The sequence below is a fragment of the Enterobacter cloacae complex sp. AR_0002 genome (assembly GCF_001922365.1).
Taxonomy (GTDB): Bacteria; Pseudomonadota; Gammaproteobacteria; order Enterobacterales; family Enterobacteriaceae; genus Enterobacter; species Enterobacter hormaechei_C.
Genome location: NZ_CP018814.1, coordinates 4,385,129 through 4,406,818 on the forward strand (window position 1 = coordinate 4,385,129; position 21,690 = coordinate 4,406,818).

Here is a 21,690-nt window from a genome sequence, read left to right on the forward strand (position 1 = left end):
CCCCTCAGCAATCCAGCCATTCACACCTGCCTGCTGTTTTTATAAACAACGCATAATCAATCCTTTATACTTATCTTAAGATGCATAGACAGGAGTAGAGATGATCAACGATATTCTGGCCCCTGGCCTGCGGGTGGTGTTCTGCGGTATTAATCCGGGCAAGTCATCGGCGCACACCGGTTTTCACTTTGCTCATCCGGGAAATCGCTTCTGGAAGGTGATCCACCAGGCCGGATTTACCGACAAACAGCTTAAGCCGGAAGAAGAGCAGCAGCTGCTGGATACGCGCTGTGGCATCACCATGCTGGTCGAGCGACCCACGGTGCAGGCGAGCGAAGTGAATCTGCATGAGCTGCGCGCTGGCGGGCGTGAGCTGATCGCGAAAATTGAAGACTATCAGCCCGCGGCGCTGGCGATCCTCGGCAAGCAGGCCTACGAGCAGGCGTTCAGCCAGCGCGGTGTGAAGTGGGGTAAGCAGAACATTACCATTGGCGTAACGCAGGTTTGGGTGTTGCCGAACCCCAGCGGGCTGAACAGGGCGACGCTGGACAAGCTGGTGGAGGCGTATCGGGAACTGGATGAGGCGTTGGTGGTGAGGGGGCTTTAGCTCCTCTGCGGCCTGATGCCCTCACCCTGACCCTCTCCCACAGGGAGAGGGAATAAACAAAAAAAGCTCCCGATTGGGAGCTTTTTCATTTCAGGACCGATTAATCGTCCAGGAAGCTACGCAGCACTTCAGAGCGGCTCGGATGGCGCAGCTTACGCAGCGCCTTCGCTTCGATCTGACGGATACGTTCGCGGGTCACGTCAAACTGTTTACCCACTTCTTCCAGCGTGTGGTCGGTGTTCATGTCGATACCGAAACGCATACGCAGCACTTTGGCTTCACGGGCGGTCAGGCCAGCCAGCACGTCGTGCGTAGCGGCACGCAGGCTCTCAGTGGTGGCAGAGTCCAGCGGCAGCTCGAGGGTGGTATCCTCGATGAAATCACCCAGATGCGAATCTTCATCATCACCGATTGGCGTTTCCATGGAGATTGGCTCTTTAGCGATTTTCAGCACTTTACGGATCTTGTCTTCCGGCATCAGCATGCGTTCAGCCAGCTCTTCCGGCGTCGGCTCGCGGCCCATCTCCTGCAACATCTGGCGAGAGATACGGTTGAGTTTGTTGATGGTCTCAATCATATGCACCGGAATACGGATGGTGCGCGCCTGGTCTGCGATAGAGCGGGTGATCGCCTGACGGATCCACCAGGTAGCATAGGTGGAGAACTTGTAACCACGACGGTATTCAAACTTATCTACCGCTTTCATCAGACCGATGTTGCCTTCCTGAATCAGATCCAGGAATTGCAGGCCACGGTTGGTGTATTTCTTGGCGATAGAGATAACCAGACGTAAGTTCGCTTCAACCATCTCTTTCTTCGCACGGCGGGCTTTCGCTTCACCGATGGACATACGACGGTTGATGTCTTTCACCTGCTCGATGGTCAGGCCGGTCTCTTCTTCAATCTGATGCAGTTTTTGCAGGCCGCGCTGTACGTCTTCTTTCACATCGTGCAGCTTTTCAGACCACGGCTTGTTCATCGCGATAGCGGCGTTGAACCAGGTTTCGCTGGTTTCGTTGCCGGTGAAGAGGGTGATGAAGTTCTTCTTCGGCATTTTGCACTGTTCAACGCACAGCTTCATGATGATACGTTCCTGGGTACGTACGCGATCCATCATCACGCGCATGCTGTTCACCAGGTAGTCGAACTGTTTTGGCACCAGGCGGAACTGTTTGAACACTTCAGACAGCTTCAGGATCTCTTCCTGAGCGGCGGCATGGCTGCGGCCTTTCGCTTTGATGGTGTCACGCGTCACTTCGTACTGGGTACGCAGCTCGGCAAATTTCTCACGCGCCAGTTCAGGGTCGATGCTGTTGTCGTCATCGCTGCTGTCGTCGTCTTCTTCTTCATCTTCGTCTTCGTCGTCATCCATCTCTTCCTGAGACAGCTCAGAACCGACGTGAGTGGCGGTTGGCGCCATATCTTCTTCAGCGTTCGGGTCGACAAAGCCAGTGATCAGATCGGACAGACGCGCTTCTTCTGCTTCAACGCGATCGTACTGCTCCAGCAGATAGGTGATCGCTTCCGGGTATTCGGCAACAGAGCACTGAACCTGGTTGATCCCGTCTTCGATGCGTTTTGCGATGTCAATTTCGCCTTCGCGGGTCAACAGTTCAACGGTACCCATTTCGCGCATGTACATGCGGACCGGGTCAGTGGTACGCCCGATTTCAGATTCCACGCTGGACAGTACCTGTGCAGCAGCTTCTTCCGCATCTTCGTCAGTGTTGTTGGAGGTTTCAGCCAGCAACAGATCATCGGCATCCGGTGCTTCTTCCATCACCTGAATGCCCATGTCATTGATCATTTGGATGATATCTTCGATCTGATCTGAATCGACGATATCTTCCGGCAGATGGTCATTGACCTCGGCATAGGTCAGATAGCCTTGCTCCTTACCGCGTTGGACAAGAAGTTTCAGCTGTGACTGCGGGTTTTGCTCCATAAGACGGTATCCACACTTAATTCGTTTGATTGGTGTCGGCGATGGGCTGCCAACCTTTAAAGCGAGGGCGTACTTATATTTTTGCCGCTGCCTCTCAGTGCGGCTGCCGGGGGCTTCCCGATCGATATTCGGCACTTAAGCCGTTAAATTTTTTATTTCTTCGCCAGTTCCTGGTTAATCATCCAGAGCTCCCGGCGTTCTTCGCTGCTTAGGCCATGGGTGCGCTCGCGAGCTATCAACTCTTCCTGGCGCAACTCAAGCATCGAATCAAACATATGGTTGAGTGAGTCGGTGAACGTTTTTTCTGCGATATCCTTATCTGCTATATCGTCCCACATCGACAGTTTTTCAAGGGTAGCGGCCTCTTTTGTGCCGCGATAATGCTCTAAAAGTTGTCCGGTGGTCAGACCTGGCTGAGACAAACAAGTGTTGACCAATTCTGAAAATAAGCCAAGCCCGGGCAATTTTTCGTGGTTCAAACCCGCCAGCGACGGCACTTGCGGAGCAAGTTCGGGGTTTTGTACCAGCAACCCTATCAGTATACGCATGGTTGTGCGTTTTAGCTGAGGCGCGGGGCGTACCGTGCCGTTTTCAGCCTGTTTCGGCATTAAACGTTCAAGCTGGCTGTCATCCAGAATGCCGAGCTTGTTGCCTAACTCCTGACGCAGATAGATGCGCAGCGTTTCGCCGGGCACCTGGCTGATTAACGGCAGCGCCAGCGTGCTGAGCTGCGCGCGCCCGTCAGGGGTACTCAAATCAACCTGCGGCATCAGGCTGTTAAACAGAAACGTGGAGAGCGGCTGAGCCTGCTCCATCCGCGCTTCAAACGCCGCTTTGCCCTCTTTACGCACCAGCGTATCCGGGTCTTCACCGTCGGGCAGGAACATAAAGCGTAGCTGACGCCCGTCGGTCATATACGGCAACGCGGTTTCCAGCGCTCGCCAGGCGGCGTCGCGTCCTGCGCGGTCACCGTCGTAACAGCAAATCACGTTGTTGGTGACGCGGAACAGCAGCTGGATATGGTCCGCCGTGGTGGACGTTCCCAGCGACGCAACGGCATAGTTAATGTCGTACTGCGCCAGCGCAACAACATCCATATAGCCTTCGACGACCAGAAGACGCGGAGGTTCCGCATTATCCTGCTGTGCCTCATAAAGACCGTAAAGCTGGCGGCCCTTATGGAAAATATCGGTTTCCGGGGAGTTAAGGTATTTCGGCAGGGCATCACCCAGCACGCGACCACCAAAACCTATCACCCGGCCACGCTTGTCGCGGATCGGGAACATCACCCGTTCACGGAAGCGGTCGTAGCTTCGTCCCTGGTCGTTGGTGACCAGCATGCCTGCGTCGATGAGGGATTTACGATCTTCGCTATTGCCGCCAAAACGCTTTAACACGTTGTCCCAGCCGGGCGGGGCGTAACCAATAGCGAAACGCGCAATCACATCGTCACTCAGTCCGCGCTTGTTCAGATACTGACGCGCAGGCTCAGCCGCAGAGTGCTTAAGAGACTGTTGGTAAAACGAATTCAGGCCATCCATCAGTTGGTACAGCGTTTGCCGCTGATGGCGCTCGATCTGACTTGGCCCACTGCCCGCTTCATACGGCACTTCAAGGTTATGCATCGCCGCCAGCTCTTCGACGGTTTCAACGAACTCGAGCTTGTCGTAGTTCATCAAAAAATCGACGGCATTACCGTGTGCGCCACAGCCGAAGCAATGGTAGAACTGCTTTTCACCGTTTACGGTGAAAGAGGGGGTTTTTTCGTTATGGAACGGACAGCACGCATGGTAGTTCTTGCCCTGCTTTTTTAGCTTCACCCGCGCGTCGATGAGATCGACGATGTCGGTTCTGGCAAGCAGGTCATTGATGAAAACGCGTGGGATTCTTCCGGCCATATGCCCCAAAAATTTAAGCGACTTATAAACGAAAACAAGCCGCGCATTCCTTCCGGAAGCACGGCCTTACGACTACAACTCTGTCTGTCAATTGAGGGCTGTGGCCCTCAACAGATTAGTACAGACGAGTACGGCGTGCGTTTTCGCGAGCCAGTTTCTTCGCGTGACGTTTCACAGCGGAAGCTTTAGCGCGCTTACGTTCGGTCGTTGGTTTTTCATAAAACTCACGACGACGAACTTCAGCCAGAACACCTGCTTTCTCGCATGAACGTTTGAAGCGACGCAGTGCTACGTCGAACGGCTCGTTTTCACGTACTTTAATTACCGGCATGTAACTCTCACCTTTAATAAATTCGGTTTGCCGCTGGCATCAACGCCAGCTTATTTCAAAATGGTGCGGAATTTTACTGCAAATGCTGCTGCTTTGTAAAGCACCGATGCGATTTTGAAAGGGACTTTAATAAGGGTGAGGAGTATACACGAGGCTTCTTCCTGGGGCGAACAAAGTTTTACAACAATCCGCCCAGGCTCTACACTGCGCGGTATTGAAACGAGGTAAAACAAGTCATGCGTGTACTGGGTATTGAAACATCCTGCGATGAAACCGGCATCGCGATTTACGACGACGAAAAAGGGCTTCTGGCCAACCAACTGTATAGTCAGGTGAAATTGCACGCTGACTACGGCGGCGTCGTGCCTGAACTGGCCTCTCGTGACCACGTGCGTAAAACGGTTCCCCTGATCCAGGCGGCGCTGAAAGAGGCCGGGTTGAGTGCAAAAGATATTGATGCCGTGGCCTATACCGCAGGACCGGGCCTGGTCGGCGCGCTGCTAGTCGGCGCAACGGTAGGGCGTTCACTGGCCTTCGCGTGGGATGTTCCGGCCATTCCGGTTCACCATATGGAAGGGCACCTTCTGGCGCCGATGCTGGAAGACAATCCGCCAGCGTTCCCGTTTGTGGCGCTGCTGGTTTCCGGTGGTCATACCCAACTGATCAGCGTAACGGGTATTGGCAAGTATGAGCTGCTGGGCGAGTCAATTGACGATGCAGCCGGTGAAGCCTTCGACAAAACCGCCAAGCTGCTGGGGCTGGATTACCCGGGCGGCCCGATGCTCTCGAAAATGGCCGCACAGGGCACGGAAGGGCGCTTTGTCTTCCCACGGCCGATGACTGATCGTCCGGGGCTGGATTTCAGCTTCTCCGGTTTGAAAACCTTCACGGCGAACACCATCCGCAATAACGACGACAGCGAGCAGACGCGTGCCGACATCGCTCGTGCGTTCGAAGATGCGGTGGTGGATACGCTGATGATCAAGTGCAAACGCGCGCTGGATCAGACCGGCTTTAAGCGCCTGGTGATGGCAGGCGGCGTGAGCGCCAACCGTACGCTGCGCGCGAAGCTTGCAGAGATGATGCAAAAGCGTCGTGGGGAAGTGTTCTACGCGCGTCCTGAATTTTGTACCGATAACGGGGCGATGATCGCCTACGCCGGGATGGTGCGCCTGAACGCTGGCGCAACGGCTGACCTGAGCGTGTCCGTGCGTCCGCGCTGGCCGCTGGCGGAGCTGCCGGAGGCGTGAGTTTTTTTGCCCGGTGGCGCTGCGCTTACCGGGCCTACAAAACCGTAGGCCGGGTCAGGCGAAGCCGCCACCCGGCAATAACCCGCACTACACCCGCAGCATCCCTTTCTCTTCCAGAAACGCAATGATCGTTCCCAGACCGTCTCCCGCTTTCAGGTTGGTAAAGGTCCACGGACGCTCGCCGCGCATGCGGTTAGTGTCGCGTTCCATTACCTCCAGCGACGCCCCCACGTACGGCGCGAGGTCGGTTTTATTGATCACCAGAAAATCGGATTTGGTGATCCCCGGCCCGCCCTTGCGCGGAATTTTTTCCCCTTCGGCCACGTCAATCACGTAGATGGTCAGATCCGCCAGCTCCGGGCTGAAGGTCGCGCTCAGGTTGTCCCCGCCGCTTTCCACGAAGATCAGATCCAGATTGCCGAACTTCTCGCTGAGCGCTTCCACCGCCGCCAGGTTCATCGAGGCGTCTTCGCGGATGGCGGTATGCGGACAGCCGCCCGTTTCCACGCCCACGATGCGCTCTGGCTCCAGCGCACCCGCCTCGGTCAGGATGCGCTGATCCTCTTTGGTGTAGATATCGTTAGTCACCACCGCCAGGTGATAGGTATCGCGCATCGCCTTGCAGAGCGCTTCCAGCAGGGCGGTTTTGCCCGACCCTACCGGGCCGCCCACGCCCACGCGCAGGGGATGTTTGTAATCAGCCATATTGACTCCTCAGGAACGGAATAGTCGTGAATATTGGGTTTCGTGGCGCGCGGAGGCGATGGCCGACAGCGGCGTAGCGGCCCCCAGCGCGTCGTCGCCACGTAAAAATGCCTGTTCAAACCCGGCGGCAAAATGGTCGCTCAGGTCGATAATCAGCTGTTGTGCGGCCTGCTGCCCAAACGGCACCAGCTTGACGCCCGCCATCACCGCGCTCTCAATCCAGCTGTAGCCCAGGCTCAGCGCCAGCTCGCGCGTGCTAATGCCCCAGCGCACGCCGAGCCACGCCATGCCGCAGAGCTGGCTCTGCGTCAACAGCGGCAACCATTCTGGCGGGCAGGCGGGTTCCCAGCTTTTAATCAGGCGCGTAAAGGCCGCGCCACGGTTGCGTTCTTCATCGCGCAGCTCGCGCGTTTCCCGGCAGGCGAGCAGGTATGCCGTCCAGCGTTTTGCTGTCGCGACGTCCTGCTTCTCGCAGGCACGATAAAGGCGGATAAACAGCGGCAGGTCGACGCAGAAAAAGCTCTGCTCCATCTGCTGGATCTGCCAGCGCCTGAAGGCCTCAGCGTCCGTGACCCACCCGGCCTCAACGGCCCACTCCAGCCCCTGCGACCAGGTAAACGATCCGACCGGCAGGCTACTGCTGGAGAGCTGCATCAGGCGCAGCCGCTGGCGGGCGTGCTCCATCAGCTCATCAGCGCCAGTAGGGCAGAGACGATCAGCCCGCCACCGAAGGTTTTACGCAGGCCGTCGTGACGGCGCAGCAGCAGCCCTGCCGCGAAGCTGGCGCACAGCACCGTGGCGCTGGCTAACATAAACCCGCTGGTGAAGAGCCAGAAGCTGTGGCCGGACATCTCCACGCCGTGCGCCCAGCCGTGGAACATCGCCAGGGCTGGCACCGCCAGCAGCAGGCGATTTTCAGTCTTAAACATCATTACGCCGCAGACCGCCAGCGAGGCGATAATCAGCATCTCCATGCCGCTAAAACCGCCGAGCAGGCTGCCCGCAACGGCGCCAGCAAGCATCATGCCGAGCGTTGCTAACGGCAGCAGCAGCTTGCGGCCGCTCAGGGCGGACAGCACGCCAGCCCCCGTCAGCATCAGCAGGTGATCCAGCCCGGTCAGCGGATGGAGAAATCCGGCCTGGAAGCTGTCGGTCCCGTGGCCCGGATGGGCAAGCGCCGGAACGGAAAATGCCAGCAGAAACAGCGGTAAATACTTGCGCATGATGAGTCCTTAATGTGAATGAGAGTGGGAGTGGCCATGGCTGTGGGCATCGCTGGTGTAAGCCCCCGCTTCCGGTTCAAACGGCAGGCTGGCGAAGGTCACCTTCAGCCCGAAATGACGCAGCATGTCGTCAAGAACGTGGTCGTGGTGGTAGCGCAGCTCGCCGGGCATAATTTGCAGCGGCACGTGACGGTTGCCCAGGTGGTAACAGGCGCGGGCGAGCAGGAACGGATCGGCGCAGCGCACCACGGAAACCGACTCCGGGGCCGCGATCACTTCGATCACCTCGCTGCCGTCGTCGGTGGTCAGCAGATCGCCGCCGCGCAGCAGCAAACCGCGCGGCAGCATCAGCCCGGCTTCGCGACCGTCGTTCAGGGCCACGCGGGCGCGGCTTTTCACCCGCACGTCAATCGGCAGCGTGACGCTGGCGGTAGTCGGGTGTGCGTGGTCCAGGCGTTGGGTCAGATAAATCATCATCACTCCTCAAAACAGGAAATAGCGTTGCGCCATCGGCAGAACGTCAGCCGGTTCGCTGGTAATCAGTTCGCCGTCGACGCGCACCTCGTAGGTTTGCGAGTCGACGGTGATGTTCGGTTGCAGAGCGTTGTGGATCATGTCCGCCTTTTTCACCGTCCGGCAGCCTTTCACCACCGCCGTGGCGCTCTGCAAGTTGAGCTGCTGCGGGATGCCGTTCGCACTGGCGGCCTGCGAGATAAACGTCAGCCGCGTGGCGTGGCGCGCGGCGCCCAGCGATCCAAACATCGGGCGGTAATGCACCGGCTGCGGCGTGGGGATCGAGGCGTTGATATCGCCCATCGGTGCGCAGGCGATCATCCCACCTTTGACGATGGTGGCGGGCTTGACGCCGAAGAACGCCGGGGACCAGACCACCAGGTCCGCCAGCTTGCCCGCCTCAATCGAGCCCACTTCATGGGCGATGCCGTGGGTCAGCGCCGGGTTAATGGTGTATTTGGCGACATAGCGCTTCACCCGGAAGTTGTCGTTATCGCCGGTCTCTTCCGGCAGCGCGCCGCGCTGAACCTTCATGCGGTGCGCGACCTGCCAGGTGCGGATAATCACTTCCCCCACGCGGCCCATTGCCTGTGAATCTGACGAGGTGAGTGAGAACGCGCCGATATCGTGCAGCACGTCTTCGGCGGCGATGGTCTCCCGGCGAATGCGGGATTCGGCAAACGCCACGTCCTCGGCGATATCCGGGTCGAGGTGATGGCAAACCATCAGCATGTCCAGGTGCTCGTCGATGGTGTTGACCGTGTAGGGCAGCGTCGGGTTGGTGGAGGAGGGCAGAATATTCGGGTGCGCGCAGGCGGTGATGATATCTGGCGCATGGCCGCCGCCCGCCCCTTCGGTGTGGAAGGTGTGGATGGTGCGCCCGGCGATGGCGGCCAGCGTATCTTCGACAAAACCGGACTCGTTCAGCGTGTCGCTGTGCAGCGCCACCTGGATATCCATCTCTTCAGCGACCTCCAGCGAGCAGTTGATGGCCGCAGGCGTCGCACCCCAGTCTTCGTGGATCTTAAGCCCGATGGCACCTGCCGCGATCTGCTCGCGCAGCGCGTCCGGGTTTGAACCGTTCCCTTTGCCCAGCAGGCCAATATTCACCGGCAGCGTATCGGCAGCCTGCAACATGCGGGCGATATACCATGGCCCCGGCGTGCAGGTGGTGGCGTTTGTACCTGCCGCGGGCCCGGTGCCGCCGCCGATCATGGTGGTGACGCCAGAGACCAGCGCCTCTTCCGCTTGCTGCGGACAGATCCAGTGGATATGGGTGTCGATCCCGCCAGCGGTGACAATCTTGCCTTCGGCGGCGATCACTTCCGTTGCTGCGCCAATCGGGATCGTCACGCCGGGCTGAATGTCCGGGTTTCCGGCTTTGCCGACGGCGAAGATCCGCCCATTTTTTACGCCGATATCCGCTTTCACGATCCCCCAGTGATCGACGATCAGCGCGTTGGTGAGCACCAGATCCACGCAGTCGTCGGCGGTCATCTGCCCCTGTCCCATGCCGTCGCGGATCACCTTCCCGCCGCCGAACTTGACCTCTTCGCCGTAGATCGTGAGATCGTCTTCTACTTCGATCCACAGTTCGCTGTCGGCCAGCCGCACTTTATCCCCGGTCGTGGGGCCAAACATATCGGCATACGCCTGGCGTGAAATCTCAGCCATGTTTCACCTCGCCCATGATCTCGCCGCGAAAACCGAAAATGCGCTGTGCGCCCGTCACCTGCACCAGCGTCACTTCCCGCTTCTGGCCGGGCTCGAAGCGCACAGCGGTGCCCGCCGGGATGTTCAGCCGGTAGCCTCGGGTGGCCTCGCGATCGAACTTCAGCGCCGGGTTGACCTCGTAAAAGTGGTAGTGCGATCCGACCTGGATCGGCCTGTCGCCGTGGTTTTCCACTATCACACTTCGGGTTTCGCGCCCGACGTTGAGAGCAATGTTGCCGGACTGGATCCGGTATTCACCTGGGATCATCACGCGCTCCTTACACGATCGGGTTGTGGACGGTGACGAGCTTGGATCCGTCCGGGAAGGTGGCTTCCACCTGAATATCCGGGATCATCTCCGGTACGCCCTCCATCACCTGATCGCGCGTCAGGACGTGGCGGCCGGCTTCCATCAGCGAGGCGACGGTTTCGCCATCGCGCGCGCCTTCCATAATAAAGGCGCTGATCAGCGCGACCGATTCCGGATAGTTGAGCTTTACCCCGCGCGCGAGGCGGCGTTCGGCAACCAGCGCGGCGGTGAACAGCAACAGCTTGTCTTTTTCTCTGGGAGTCAGTTCCATAGCGTTTCTCTTTATGTCTGCCAGATGCGCGGCGAACAGGCGGTTTTGGGGGTTAAAAGCGGGCGAAGCGACTGCCAGATATCGCGCATCACCCGCTGACAAATCAGGTTGTCGTGCGAGAGAAAACGCACCGACAGCAGATCGTCGGTGAGCGTCGCCCCGCCAAAGTTTTCCAGCGGGGCGAGCCGCTCGCGCACCGTGTCGAGATGTGCTTCCCGGGCCGGATAGAACAGCAGCGTGCCGACCCACGGATGGTCCGCGACGGGCGTCAGATCGCCACCGCTGAGATGCAGTCGCTCAATCAGACGCGGCTCGCCATCCACCCACACCTCAAGGCGGCTCTCCAGCGTGCCTTGGCTGAAGGTTTCGTTTATCACCGGACGGCCCAGACAGTACAGCTCCCACGCCAGCAGCGTGCTGGTGGCGTGCAGGTGAAAGACGGAACGCAGCGCGGCGTTAGCGCCGGGGAAAATAATGGTGTCCTGCGGCAGCCACTCCAGCGTGGCCTCTTCGTCGAGGTAAAAATGCTGACTGAGGCAGGCCAGCGGGCCGCTGCTGCGATAGAACTTGCTGGCGCCGGGCATGGTGATGAGGGCATGGCTTTTGGCGTCGAGCCGCACGGAAATATCCAGCGTATCCCCGCCCACAATTCCGCCTGGCGGGTGCAGCAGGTAAAGGTGGCAGGTTTCCCCTTCGGGATAAAACGGACGCTGAACGGTAAGTGGCCCGGTGTGACGCGCGGAATGGAGGAGGGTTTTCTCAGGGGTATGACAAAACTGGAGGGCAAGCGAGGCCTGCCAGCCTTTGTATGAATTATCAGTGACCTGAGTTGCTAACATGGTGCTTCCACTTCCGCACTATCGGGATACGTTTCAGTATGCCCTGGCGGAAATGAAGGCTGTCATATGAGTCGCTTATGGATAAAAAAACCGGCTCATGTGAGCCGGTTTCAGTAATGTAGGCCGGGTAAGCGCAGCGCCACCCGGCAAGAAAGGCTAGCGATAATCCTCTGCATCCACATCATACCCCGACGGCTCCCAGCGGATCGCCAGCAGCGAGGCCAGGCCGATAAACGGCGCCAGCGCAATCACCCAGAACACGGCGGTATCCAGCGAGGCGACCAGCAGCGGGAACAGAAACAGTGATAGCGTTGAACTGCTGCGCATCAGCGTCTGGTTAAGCCCCACACCCACACCGCGCAGCGAGGTCGGGTAGCTCAGAGAGGCAAACGTCATGGTGTGCGCACCCGGACCAAAACCCTGGCCAAACAGGAACAGCGCCAGCATCGCGACGGCGACCACGCCTTCCGTGGCCCCGTCAGGGCGGCCAATCAGCGCCAGGCCGAGCAGCGCCGCCAGCTGGCACGCATAACCCGCCAGTGACATCCGCCATGCGCCGAAGCGCGGAACATAGCGCACCGCCAGCAGCCCGCCGACAAACGCGAACAGCAGATTAAGCGCCAGCGAGATCAGAATGGTGGTCAGCATCGACTGCACAAAGAAGCTGGAGATGATCACCGGCAGGCCAAAGGCTACGGCGTTATAGGCGAACGAGGAGACGACTGACAGCAGCGTGGCGAGCGTGGTACGCCGCAGATAGATACCGCGGAACAGGTTCAGGTAGTTCGACCATTTTGCCTTGTTCACAACAGGCGCGGGCTGGTCGAGCGCATCCTGCGGTACGTGGGCATTAATGTTGTAAGACTGCCGCAGGATAGACGCCGCCTCCTTCAGATTGCCCTGATTCGCCGCCCAGACCGGGGATTCGCTCATATAGCGGCTACGGATGGCGATAATCACCAGCGCGGGCACCGCGCCAAAGCCAAGGATCAGACGCCAGAGCCAGTCGCTGTGGCTTTCCGGCAGTACGGCGTAAAAGAAGAGCACCAGAAGATAAGAGATGCTGATGGCAGCATACCAGGTGGGACACCACATCGCGACGCTGGAGGCTTTATTCCCCGGGCCTTTCAGTCTGGCGAACTCGCTGAGAAACGCCATCGCGACGGGAAGGTCGATCCCAACGCCAAGACCCATCACAAAGCGCGCGCCCGCCAGCACATATTCGTTCGGGGCCAGCGCACAGGCGATAGCGGCAACGACAAAGAATACCATGTCGGCCATAAAGACGCGGTAGCGCCCGATTTTATCCGTAAGATAGCCGCCGAGCAGCGCCCCGACAATCGCGCCAAACGTAATGGCTGAAGCCACCATGCCGGTACCGGCGGGCGTCAGGTTAAATTCGCGGGTGATGTCTTTGATGCCGAATGCCAGCGCGCCGAGATCGTAGGCATCGAGAAAAATTCCCCCGAGCGCGATACCGACCACGATGCGGGCATTGGCCCGGCCCTGAGAGCCGTCATTAACGAGACGTGAAACGTCCGATGCGCTGCGTACCCACTTGATATCGCCATCCGGAGTGTTTGCTGCCGCTGGAAGGGGAGTTGAATCTGTGATTTCTGCCATTTTCTTTTTGTGTGGTTGTGTTGTGTCTCTAACAGTTACCACAGGCAGAAGGTGACAAAAATCACATTTGGTTATAAGGCATAACGAACGGTTTACTGAGCGTCTTTCTTTTTACGTCTGAGTTTCGTCCAGATCTTCGTTTCCTGACGACGCCACAGGCGTTGAATGTTGTCGTGATGGCGCAACAGGATCAGACACGAGAGCATCGACACCGGGAAGGTAAACTGCGGTTTAAACCACCAGACATAGAACGGGGCGATCAGTGCGCTGACGATGGCGCCCAGCGACGAATAACCGCTCAGCAGGATGGTCAGCAGCCAGGTGCCCGCCATCACGCCGGTGAGATCCCAGCCGATCGGCGCAATCGCGCCAAACGCAGTGGCCACGCCTTTACCGCCTTTAAAACCAAAGAAAACAGGCCAGATGTGGCCGACGCAGGCGGCGATGGCTATCAGCCCCAGCCAGAAGGGTGTGACGCCAAGCGCATACGCGCCCCAGACGGGAAGCATTCCTTTCAGAACGTCAAAAATCAAAACCGCTACGGCTGCTCCCTTGCCGCCAATTCGTAGTACATTGGTCGCCCCCGGATTCCCGGAACCACTTTCACGCGGGTCAGGCAACCCGGCGATGCGGCAGACCAGAATGGCGCTGGAGATTGAGCCGCAAAGGTAGGCGAGGATAATCATTCCAGGCGCGATTGCACTCATAACGCTGTTCCGTTTTGAAAATGTATCTGTATTCTCAGCATCTGTGGATAATACGCATAATTCGCCGGAAGTGGTATCCGGTTTAGCCAAAAAGCAGGCAGGTCGTGATGGATATTGTATTTATAGAGCAACTTTCGGTAATCACCACAATTGGTGTTTACGACTGGGAACAGACCATCGAGCAGAAACTGGTGTTCGATATCGAAATGGGCTGGGATAACCGCAAGTCAGCGAAAAGCGATGATGTGAATGATTGTCTGAGCTACGCCGACATCAGTGAAACGGTCATCGGCCATGTGGAAGGGCAACGATTTGCGCTGGTAGAACGCGTGGCGGAAGAGGTGGCAGACCTGCTGCTGAGCAAATTTAACTCCCCGTGGGTGCGCATTAAGCTAAGCAAGCCGGGCGCGGTGGCGCGCGCCGCCAACGTGGGCGTGATTATCGAGCGTGGCACAAATCTGAAAGGAAAGATTTAACGTCATAATAGCTAAACCATTTTAGGTTATATCGGTCTTAGAGCTGTATGTTTCACGGTAGCCGTTGTGGCGACCGTTTTTTTATATCTTTTTAGGGGTTTATAGATGAGCGATATGCACTCGCTGCTGGTGGCGGCAATACTGGGTGTGGTCGAAGGATTGACGGAGTTTTTGCCGGTGTCCAGTACGGGCCATATGATTATCGTTGGCCATCTGTTGGGCTTTGAAGGCGATACCGCAAAGACGTTTGAGGTGGTGATCCAGCTGGGCTCTATCCTGGCGGTGGTTGTGATGTTCTGGCGTCGTCTGTTTGGTCTGATCGGCATCCACTTCGGGCGTTTGCCGCAGCGTGAAGGAGAGGGCAAGGGGCGTCTGACGCTGATTCATATTCTGCTCGGGATGATCCCGGCAGTGGTGCTGGGGCTGGTGTTCCACGACACCATTAAATCGCTCTTCAACCCGATTAACGTGATGTACGCGCTGGTTGTCGGCGGCTTCCTGCTGATTGCCGCCGAAGTGCTGAAGCCAAAAACCCCGCGTGCGGAAGGTCTGGACGATATGACGTATCGTCAGGCGTTTATGATTGGCTGCTTCCAGTGTCTGGCGCTGTGGCCGGGCTTCTCCCGTTCAGGGGCAACCATTTCCGGCGGGATGCTGATGGGCGTGAGCCGTTACGCGGCGTCTGAGTTCTCGTTCCTGCTGGCGGTGCCGATGATGATGGGCGCCACCGCGCTGGATCTCTACAAAAGCATCGGCTTCCTGACCGTGGGTGACATTCCGATGTTCGCCGTGGGCTTTATCACCGCCTTCATTGTGGCGCTGATCGCCATCAAAACCTTCCTGCAACTGATTAAGCGTATTTCGTTTATTCCGTTCGCGATCTACCGCTTTATCGTCGCGGCTGCCGTGTACGTGGTCTTCTTCTGATGACCGACCGCCCTCAGTCTTTCGGCTGAGGGCAACGTTTTTCCTTCCACGCCGCAACCGCATCAATCCGCCGCTTCGTCAGCTCTTCGCGGATCTCCGGGCCTTTAAACCCTGCCTCCACCACCTCTTTCGTTGGCACCGCTTTCGCTACGTCCCACGCCTCACGCAGCAAACGACCCTGCGGATAATCGGACGCTTCAAACCCGGTACGCCCGCGCACGTCAGCCTCGCTGGTGAGCGCGATCTGCTCCACGCGCTGCGGCTTGCGCCAGGCGTCGATGTTATCAAACAGCCTGACGATGGTGGCGGGTTTTAGGATCGGGAAGGTGTGGATCAGGTCGTGGAACTCGGCGACCAGCTTTGCCAGATCGCGAATGTCATTCGGCACGCGCAGGCGCTGGCAAAGCCCTTCAACCAGCTTTACGCCAGCCGGACCGTGCCCGTGATGGCGTGGCCACAATTCCTTTGGCGTTAACCCTTTGCCGAGGTCATGGCAGAGAGTGGAAAAGCGCACGTCCACTTCAGGACTGAGCATAGCGGCCATGCTCAGCGTCATCAGGGTGTGAATGCCGGTATCAATTTCCGGGTGCCATTTCGCCGGGGCGGGCACGCCAAACAGCGCATCTATTTCCGGGAACAGCACTTTCAGCGCCCCGCAGTCGCGCAGAACCTGGAAAAAGATCTGCGGATTACGGGTAGTCAGGGCGTTTTCGGTCTCTTTCCAGACGCGTTCTGGCGTCAGGTGTTCCAGCTCGCCCGCGTCGGTCATGGCCGTCATCAGCGCCATCGTCTCGTCGGCGATGCGGAAGCTGAGATGGGCATAACGGGCGGCAAAACGCGCCACGCGCAGTACGCGTAACGGATCTTCAGAAAAGGCGGGGGAAATATGGCGTAAAAGACGGTCGCGCAGATCGTTCTGGCCGCCGTAGACGTCGATAATATGGCCGTTTTCGTCCTGCGCCAGGGCATTAATGGTGAGATCGCGGCGCAGTAAGTCCTGCTCCAGCGTCACATCCGGCGCGGCATAGCAGGTGAAGCCGGTATAACCGGAACCGGATTTCCGTTCGGTTCGCGCCAGGGCGTACTCTTCCCGGCTTTTCGGATGGAGGAACACAGGAAAATCGCGGCCTACCTGCTGGTAGCCCGCGTCAATCATCGCTTCGGGCGTGGCACCGACCACGACCCAGTCTTTATCTTTGACCGGCAGACCTAATAACGCATCACGTACCGCACCACCGACCAGATAACTCTTCACGCCAACACTCCCGTTTTCTCTTTTCGCAAGATGATACGTAAGTGTGGCAGAGAAGACGAGTTAGTTCATCCAGCGGTCTTTACGTTTACGGCTTGGGATTAGGTGAGGAAGCACCAGACCCAGCACCAGACCGACGCCCAGCACCCCGCCGCCATACATAAACCACTGCATGATGATGGTGCGTTGTTTGTCATCCAGCTGTAGATTCGCGGCGTTCACTTTCTTCTGCGCGACGATCAGCTCATTTTTCAGCTTCTGATTTTCATCTTTCAGACCGGCGATCACGCTGTCGCTTTGTGCCACTTTCTGCTGCATCTCTGCGGTGCGCTGGTTCCAGGTGCCGTCGATGTTGTTCAGCTTGTCAGTCAGGGTTTTCACCTGATTTTCCAGATCCGGCACGCGGGTGCGCAGGCTTGGCACCGTGCTCAGCTCTTTCAGCGGGATCCATGAGGTGCGGCCAGAGCTGTCACGAACCTGACCGTAATTGGTGTCTGCATTGGTTTGCAGCAGAGTCACTTCCTCGCCGGCATTTACCGTACCCACGAGGCGATAATTGTCTCCAGGGCCGCTGCGTACCCAGGTATTCAGTTCATCAGAAACGTAACGTTTCTCTTCAGCGTGGACCGCGGTTGCGGCGCTAAAAGCGAGTAAAGTAAGTCCAATCAGGCGTAATTTAAGCATATCAGTCGTTATTTTCATAAAAAGTGGAACGATAGTAGTGGTATCAGTGTCGCTACGCAAAGGATTCATCATCAATCGGAATCATCTGTGTCATGATTTCCACCGCTTTAAACTTTTACGCCCGTCAAATTGCTCATTGCGTGGCAATTTGGCGCAAAATACTATGTACTGACAAACAAATGGCGAGGAAGTTCGCCTTCATCGACGCGTCTGTGACGCACGCAAAAGTACAAGGCTATGGCACAAGAGATCGAATTAAAGTTTATCGTCGAAAAAGACAGCGCTGACGCGCTCCGCCAGCATCTGAATACGCTGTCCGGCGAGCACCATGAACCCGTACAGCTGCTCAACATCTATTACGAAACGCCGGACAACTGGCTGCGCAACCATGATATGGGCCTGCGCATCCGGGGTGCGAACGGGCGCTACGAGATGACGATGAAAATCGCCGGTCGCGTGGTGGGCGGTTTACACCAGCGTCCGGAATACAATATCGACATCAGTAAGCCAGAACTTGAGCTGGATCGTTTTCCGGCGGAAGTGTGGCCGGAAGGGATGCTGCCCGCAACGCTGTCGGCAGAGGCGCAACCGCTGTTCAGCACCGATTTCTGGCGCGAGAAATGGCTGGTGACGGAAGGCAAGAGCCGCATTGAGATCGCGTTTGATCGGGGTGAAATTAAGGCTGGTGAAGAGCAGGAGCCGATCTGCGAATTGGAACTCGAACTGCTTGAAGGCGACGCGAGCGATGTGCTGAAGCTGGCGCGCAAGCTGGTGAACCAGCCTGGACTGCGTCAGGGCAGCCTGAGTAAAGCGGCACGCGGCTATCACCTGGCCGCCGGGAATGCGCCGCGCGTGCTGCGAGAAACCCCGATTCTGCGCGTTGTGCCGAAAGCCTCCGTTGAGCAGGGGATGGAAGCGGCGCTGGAGCTGGCGCTCTCTCAGTGGCAGTACCACGAGGAGCTGTGGGCGCGTAACGTGAAAAATGCCAAAAAACAGGTGCTGGCCGCTATGGGGCTGGTACGTCATACCCTGACGCTCTTTGGCGGCATTGTACCGCGTAAAGCCAGCACTCACTTACGTGATTTGCTCACTCAAACCGAAACGCTGATGCTTTCCGACGTGTCGGCACAAACGGCGATCTACAGCCCGCAAAACGCCAGCGCGAAACTGGCGCTGACCGAATTTCTGGTGACGCGCGGCTGGCGCACCTTCCTCGATGCGAAAGGGCAGGCCAAAATTGCGGAAAACTTCAAACGTTTTGCGGATATCCACCTCTCCCGTCACGCGGCCGAACTGAGAACCACCTTTGCGCATCCGCTGGGTGACCAGTATGGCGATCAGCTTCCCCGCCTGGCGCGTAACATCGACAGCATGTTGCTGCTGTCGGGTGCGTATGAGGGCGTGAAGGCGCAGGCCTGGCTGGAGAACTGGCAGGGGCTTAAGCATGCCATCGAGACCCGTCAGCAGATTGAGATCGAGCATTTCCGCAACGAGGCCATTTCGCAGGATCCGTACTGGCTGCACAGCGGAAAACGTTAATTCTGGCAAGGAACCCCTGATATGCCGCTTTCTTCGCAGTTACAGCAGCACTGGCAGACCGTTTGTGAACGCCTGCCTGAGTCGTTACCCGCGTCGTCGTTAAGCGAGCAGGCGAAAAGCGTGCTCACGTTCAGTGATTTTGTACAGGAGAGCGTCAGCGCTAACCCGGACTGGCTGGCAGAGCTGGAAAGCGCGCCGCCGCAGGCTGACGAGTGGCGGCATTATGCTGGCTGGCTGCAAACCGCGCTGGCAGAGGTGGCAGACGAAGCCACGCTGATGCGCGTTCTGCGTCAGTTCCGCCGCCGGGTGATGGTACGCATTGCCTGGGCGCAGGCGCTGGAGCTGGTGAGTGAAGAGAGCACCTTGCAGCAGTTGAGCGAGCTGGCGCAGACGCTGATTGTCGCCGCGCGGGACTGGCTCTACGCCGCCTGCTGTAAAGAGTGGGGCACGCCGTGCAGCGAGGAAGGGGTTCCTCAGCCACTGTTGATCCTGGGGATGGGCAAGCTGGGCGGCTGCGAGCTGAACTTCTCCTCAGACATCGATCTGATTTTTGCCTGGCCCGAGAACGGCTCCACGCGCGGCGGCCGTCGCGAGCTGGACAATGCCCAGTTCTTTACTCGTCTGGGGCAGCGGCTGATTAAGGCGCTGGATCAGCCCACGCAGGATGGTTTTGTTTACCGCGTGGACATGCGCCTGCGTCCGTTTGGCGACAGCGGGCCACTGGTGCTGAGCTTTGCCGCGCTGGAAGATTACTACCAGGAGCAGGGTCGCGACTGGGAGCGTTACGCGATGGTCAAAGCGCGGATCATGGGCGACAGCGACGATGCCTACGCCAACGAGCTGCGCGCCATGCTGCGCCCGTTCGTGTTCCGCCGCTACATCGACTTCAGCGTTATCCAGTCCCTGCGAAATATGAAAGGGATGATTGCCCGCGAGGTGCGTCGCCGTGGCCTGAAAGACAACATCAAGCTCGGTGCTGGCGGTATTCGTGAGATCGAATTTATCGTCCAGGTCTTCCAGCTGATACGCGGCGGGCGTGAACCTTCTCTGCAATCCCGCTCGCTGCTGCCGACGCTAAGCGCTATCGATCAGCTGCATCTGCTGCCGGAAGGCGACGCGCAAACGCTGCGTGACTCTTATCTCTTCCTGCGTCGTCTGGAAAATTTGCTGCAAAGTATCAACGACGAACAGACCCAGACGTTGCCGGGCGATGAGCTGAACCGGGCGCGTCTGGCCTGGGGGATGCGGGTGGATGACTGGGCGGCGCTGACGCAACGGCTGGAAGCGCATATGGCGGGCGTGCGCCGCATCTTTAACGATCTGATCGGCGACGACGAAACTGAATCGCAGGACGATGCGCTCTCCGAGCACTGGCGCGAACTGTGGCAGGACGCGCTCCAGGAAGATGACACCACGCCGGTGCTGGCGCACTTAAGCGACGATGCCCGCCATCGCGTGGTGGCGCTGATTGCCGATTTCCGCCTCGAACTGAACAAACGCGCTATCGGCCCACGCGGTCGTCAGGTGCTGGATCATCTGATGCCGCATCTGCTGAGCGATGTCTGCTCCCGCGAGGATGCGCCGGTGCCGCTGTCGCGCATGATGCCGCTGCTGAGCGGGATCGTCACGCGTACCACTTACCTCGAGCTGTTAAGCGAGTTTCCCGGTGCGCTGAAGCACCTGATTTCCCTCTGCGCCGCCTCGCCGATGGTGGCGAACAAGCTGGCGCGTTATCCGCTGCTGCTGGACGAACTGCTCGACCCGAATACCCTCTATCAGCCGACGGCGACGGATGCCTACCGCGACGAGCTGCGTCAGTATCTGCTGCGCGTGCCGGAAGAGGACGAAGAGCAACAGCTTGAGGCGCTGCGTCAGTTTAAGCAGGCACAGATGCTGCGCGTGGCGGCGGCAGATATCGCCGGTACCCTGCCGGTAATGAAAGTGAGCGATCACTTAACCTGGCTGGCGGAAGCGATCATCGACGCGGTTGTCCATCAGGCGTGGGTGCAGATGGTAGCCCGCTACGGCCAGCCGAAGCACCTTGCTGACCGTGAAGGCCGCGGTTTTGCGGTGGTGGGGTACGGCAAGCTGGGCGGCTGGGAACTGGGCTACAGCTCCGATCTGGATCTGATTTTCCTCCACGACTGTCCGGCAGACGTCATGACCGACGGCGAACGTGAGATTGACGGACGGCAGTTCTACCTGCGTCTGGCCCAGCGCATTATGCACCTGTTCAGCACCCGCACCTCATCCGGCATTCTGTATGAAGTGGATGCGCGTCTGCGCCCGTCCGGCGCGGCAGGCATGCTGGTCACCTCGACGGAGGCTTTCGCCGACTATCAGAAGAACGAAGCCTGGACGTGGGAGCATCAGGCGCTGGTGCGCGCCCGCGTGGTGTATGGCGATCCGCAGCTCAAAACGCAGTTCGATGCGATCCGCAAGGCGGTCATGACGACCCCGCGCGAGGGCAGTACGCTGCAAACCGAAGTGCGGGAAATGCGGGAGAAGATGCGCGCGCACCTTGGCAACAAACATCGCGATCGCTTTGATATCAAAGCCGATGAAGGCGGGATTACCGATATTGAGTTTATCACTCAGTACCTGGTGCTGCTGCACGCGCACGATAAACCGAAGCTGACCCGCTGGTCGGATAACGTGCGCATACTGGAACTGCTGGCGCAGAACGACATTATGGATGAGCAGGAGGCGCAGGCCTTAACCCGCGCCTACACCACACTGCGTGATGAGTTGCACCATCTGGCATTACAGGAACAGCCGGGCCATGTGGCGCTGGACTGTTTCGCCGACGAACGCGCGCAGGTGACTACAAGCTGGCAGAAGTGGCTAGTGGAACCGTGCGTAACAAAACAAGTGTGA

General features: G+C 58.3%; 21 protein-coding genes. 6 read left to right on the forward strand and 15 right to left on the reverse strand.

Annotated features, from left to right (window positions below; translation table 11 throughout):
* Positions 1-100 precede the first annotated feature (100 nt).
* Positions 101-607 carry a G/U mismatch-specific DNA glycosylase gene (mug, locus tag AM329_RS21775; protein ID WP_032607936.1) on the forward strand — a complete coding sequence of 169 codons (507 nt, stop codon included), beginning with the start codon at positions 101-103 and terminating at the stop codon, positions 605-607.
* Positions 608-707: 100 nt separating this feature from the next.
* On the opposite strand, the gene rpoD is transcribed toward mug, so the two are convergent.
* The 3 genes from rpoD to rpsU form a co-directional block, all read right to left on the reverse strand.
* Positions 708-2,552, reverse strand: a complete 1,845-nt coding sequence (gene rpoD / locus AM329_RS21780) for an RNA polymerase sigma factor RpoD (RefSeq protein ID WP_006812010.1) — start codon at positions 2,550-2,552, stop codon at positions 708-710.
* A gap of 152 nt (positions 2,553-2,704) precedes the next feature.
* Positions 2,705-4,450: a DNA primase gene (dnaG, locus tag AM329_RS21785; RefSeq protein WP_003862574.1), complete on the reverse strand. Its 1,746-nt coding sequence runs from the start codon at positions 4,448-4,450 to the stop codon at positions 2,705-2,707.
* Between the two features lie 115 nt (positions 4,451-4,565).
* A complete protein-coding gene (rpsU, locus tag AM329_RS21790; protein WP_001144069.1) occupies positions 4,566-4,781 on the reverse strand; it encodes a 30S ribosomal protein S21 in 216 nt (71 codons plus the stop codon).
* A 236-nt stretch (positions 4,782-5,017) separates the two neighbouring features.
* Here rpsU and tsaD point away from each other — a divergent pair, with 236 nt between their 5' ends.
* Complete coding sequence (gene tsaD, locus AM329_RS21795) at positions 5,018-6,031, forward strand: tRNA (adenosine(37)-N6)-threonylcarbamoyltransferase complex transferase subunit TsaD (RefSeq protein WP_032607934.1); 1,014 nt, start codon at positions 5,018-5,020, stop codon at positions 6,029-6,031.
* Positions 6,032-6,118: 87 nt separating this feature from the next.
* On the opposite strand, the gene ureG is transcribed toward tsaD, so the two are convergent.
* From ureG to plsY, 10 genes are all read right to left on the reverse strand, one after another.
* A complete protein-coding gene (gene ureG, locus AM329_RS21800) occupies positions 6,119-6,736 on the reverse strand; it encodes an urease accessory protein UreG (protein WP_022651876.1) in 618 nt (205 codons plus the stop codon).
* 9 nt (positions 6,737-6,745) lie between these two features.
* Positions 6,746-7,420 (reverse strand): urease accessory protein UreF, encoded by a 675-nt coding sequence (locus tag AM329_RS21805; RefSeq protein ID WP_032607933.1) that lies wholly within the window; start codon positions 7,418-7,420, stop codon positions 6,746-6,748.
* Positions 7,420-7,959, reverse strand: coding sequence for a HupE/UreJ family protein (locus AM329_RS21810; protein ID WP_003862561.1), 540 nt, complete (start codon positions 7,957-7,959; stop codon positions 7,420-7,422). The genes AM329_RS21805 and AM329_RS21810 overlap by 1 nt, the downstream gene beginning before the upstream one ends.
* A gap of 9 nt (positions 7,960-7,968) precedes the next feature.
* A complete protein-coding gene (gene ureE / locus AM329_RS21815) occupies positions 7,969-8,433 on the reverse strand; it encodes an urease accessory protein UreE (protein WP_032607932.1) in 465 nt (154 codons plus the stop codon).
* Positions 8,434-8,442: 9 nt separating this feature from the next.
* Entirely contained in the window at positions 8,443-10,146 is a 1,704-nt protein-coding gene (gene ureC, locus AM329_RS21820; protein ID WP_003862558.1) for an urease subunit alpha, read from the reverse strand.
* Positions 10,139-10,453 carry an urease subunit beta gene (locus tag AM329_RS21825; RefSeq protein WP_003862557.1) on the reverse strand — a complete coding sequence of 105 codons (315 nt, stop codon included), beginning with the start codon at positions 10,451-10,453 and terminating at the stop codon, positions 10,139-10,141. The genes ureC and AM329_RS21825 overlap by 8 nt, the downstream gene beginning before the upstream one ends.
* A 10-nt stretch (positions 10,454-10,463) precedes the next feature.
* Positions 10,464-10,766: an urease subunit gamma gene (locus AM329_RS21830; protein WP_003862556.1), complete on the reverse strand. Its 303-nt coding sequence runs from the start codon at positions 10,764-10,766 to the stop codon at positions 10,464-10,466.
* 11 nt (positions 10,767-10,777) lie between these two features.
* Positions 10,778-11,605, reverse strand: coding sequence for an urease accessory protein UreD (locus tag AM329_RS21835; RefSeq protein ID WP_003862554.1), 828 nt, complete (start codon positions 11,603-11,605; stop codon positions 10,778-10,780).
* Between the two features lie 156 nt (positions 11,606-11,761).
* Positions 11,762-13,228, reverse strand: coding sequence for an MFS transporter (locus AM329_RS21840; RefSeq protein ID WP_032607929.1), 1,467 nt, complete (start codon positions 13,226-13,228; stop codon positions 11,762-11,764).
* 92 nt (positions 13,229-13,320) lie between these two features.
* Positions 13,321-13,935: a glycerol-3-phosphate 1-O-acyltransferase PlsY gene (plsY, locus tag AM329_RS21845; RefSeq protein ID WP_003862548.1), complete on the reverse strand. Its 615-nt coding sequence runs from the start codon at positions 13,933-13,935 to the stop codon at positions 13,321-13,323.
* A 107-nt stretch (positions 13,936-14,042) separates the two neighbouring features.
* Between plsY and folB the strand changes: the two genes are divergently transcribed.
* A complete protein-coding gene (gene folB, locus AM329_RS21850; RefSeq protein ID WP_003862547.1) occupies positions 14,043-14,411 on the forward strand; it encodes a bifunctional dihydroneopterin aldolase/7,8-dihydroneopterin epimerase in 369 nt (122 codons plus the stop codon).
* A gap of 105 nt (positions 14,412-14,516) precedes the next feature.
* Positions 14,517-15,338 (forward strand): undecaprenyl-diphosphate phosphatase, encoded by an 822-nt coding sequence (bacA, locus tag AM329_RS21855; protein ID WP_003862545.1) that lies wholly within the window; start codon positions 14,517-14,519, stop codon positions 15,336-15,338.
* Positions 15,339-15,351: 13 nt separating this feature from the next.
* Here the strand turns inward: bacA and AM329_RS21860 are convergent, their stop codons facing one another.
* Entirely contained in the window at positions 15,352-16,593 is a 1,242-nt protein-coding gene (locus AM329_RS21860; protein WP_003862543.1) for a multifunctional CCA addition/repair protein, read from the reverse strand.
* Positions 16,594-16,653: 60 nt separating this feature from the next.
* On the reverse strand, positions 16,654-17,274 hold the full coding sequence (locus AM329_RS21865; RefSeq protein WP_001303390.1) for a TIGR04211 family SH3 domain-containing protein: 621 nt from the start codon (positions 17,272-17,274) through the stop codon (positions 16,654-16,656).
* 237 nt (positions 17,275-17,511) lie between these two features.
* On the opposite strand from AM329_RS21865, the gene AM329_RS21870 reads away from it, so the two are divergent.
* Both AM329_RS21870 and glnE read left to right on the forward strand, forming a co-directional pair.
* Positions 17,512-18,813, forward strand: a complete 1,302-nt coding sequence (locus tag AM329_RS21870; RefSeq protein WP_032607927.1) for an inorganic triphosphatase — start codon at positions 17,512-17,514, stop codon at positions 18,811-18,813.
* Positions 18,814-18,834: 21 nt separating this feature from the next.
* The gene (glnE, locus tag AM329_RS21875; protein ID WP_032607925.1) at positions 18,835-21,690 is read left to right on the forward strand and encodes a bifunctional [glutamate--ammonia ligase]-adenylyl-L-tyrosine phosphorylase/[glutamate--ammonia-ligase] adenylyltransferase; all 2,856 of its coding nucleotides are present in this window, start codon (positions 18,835-18,837) and stop codon (positions 21,688-21,690) included.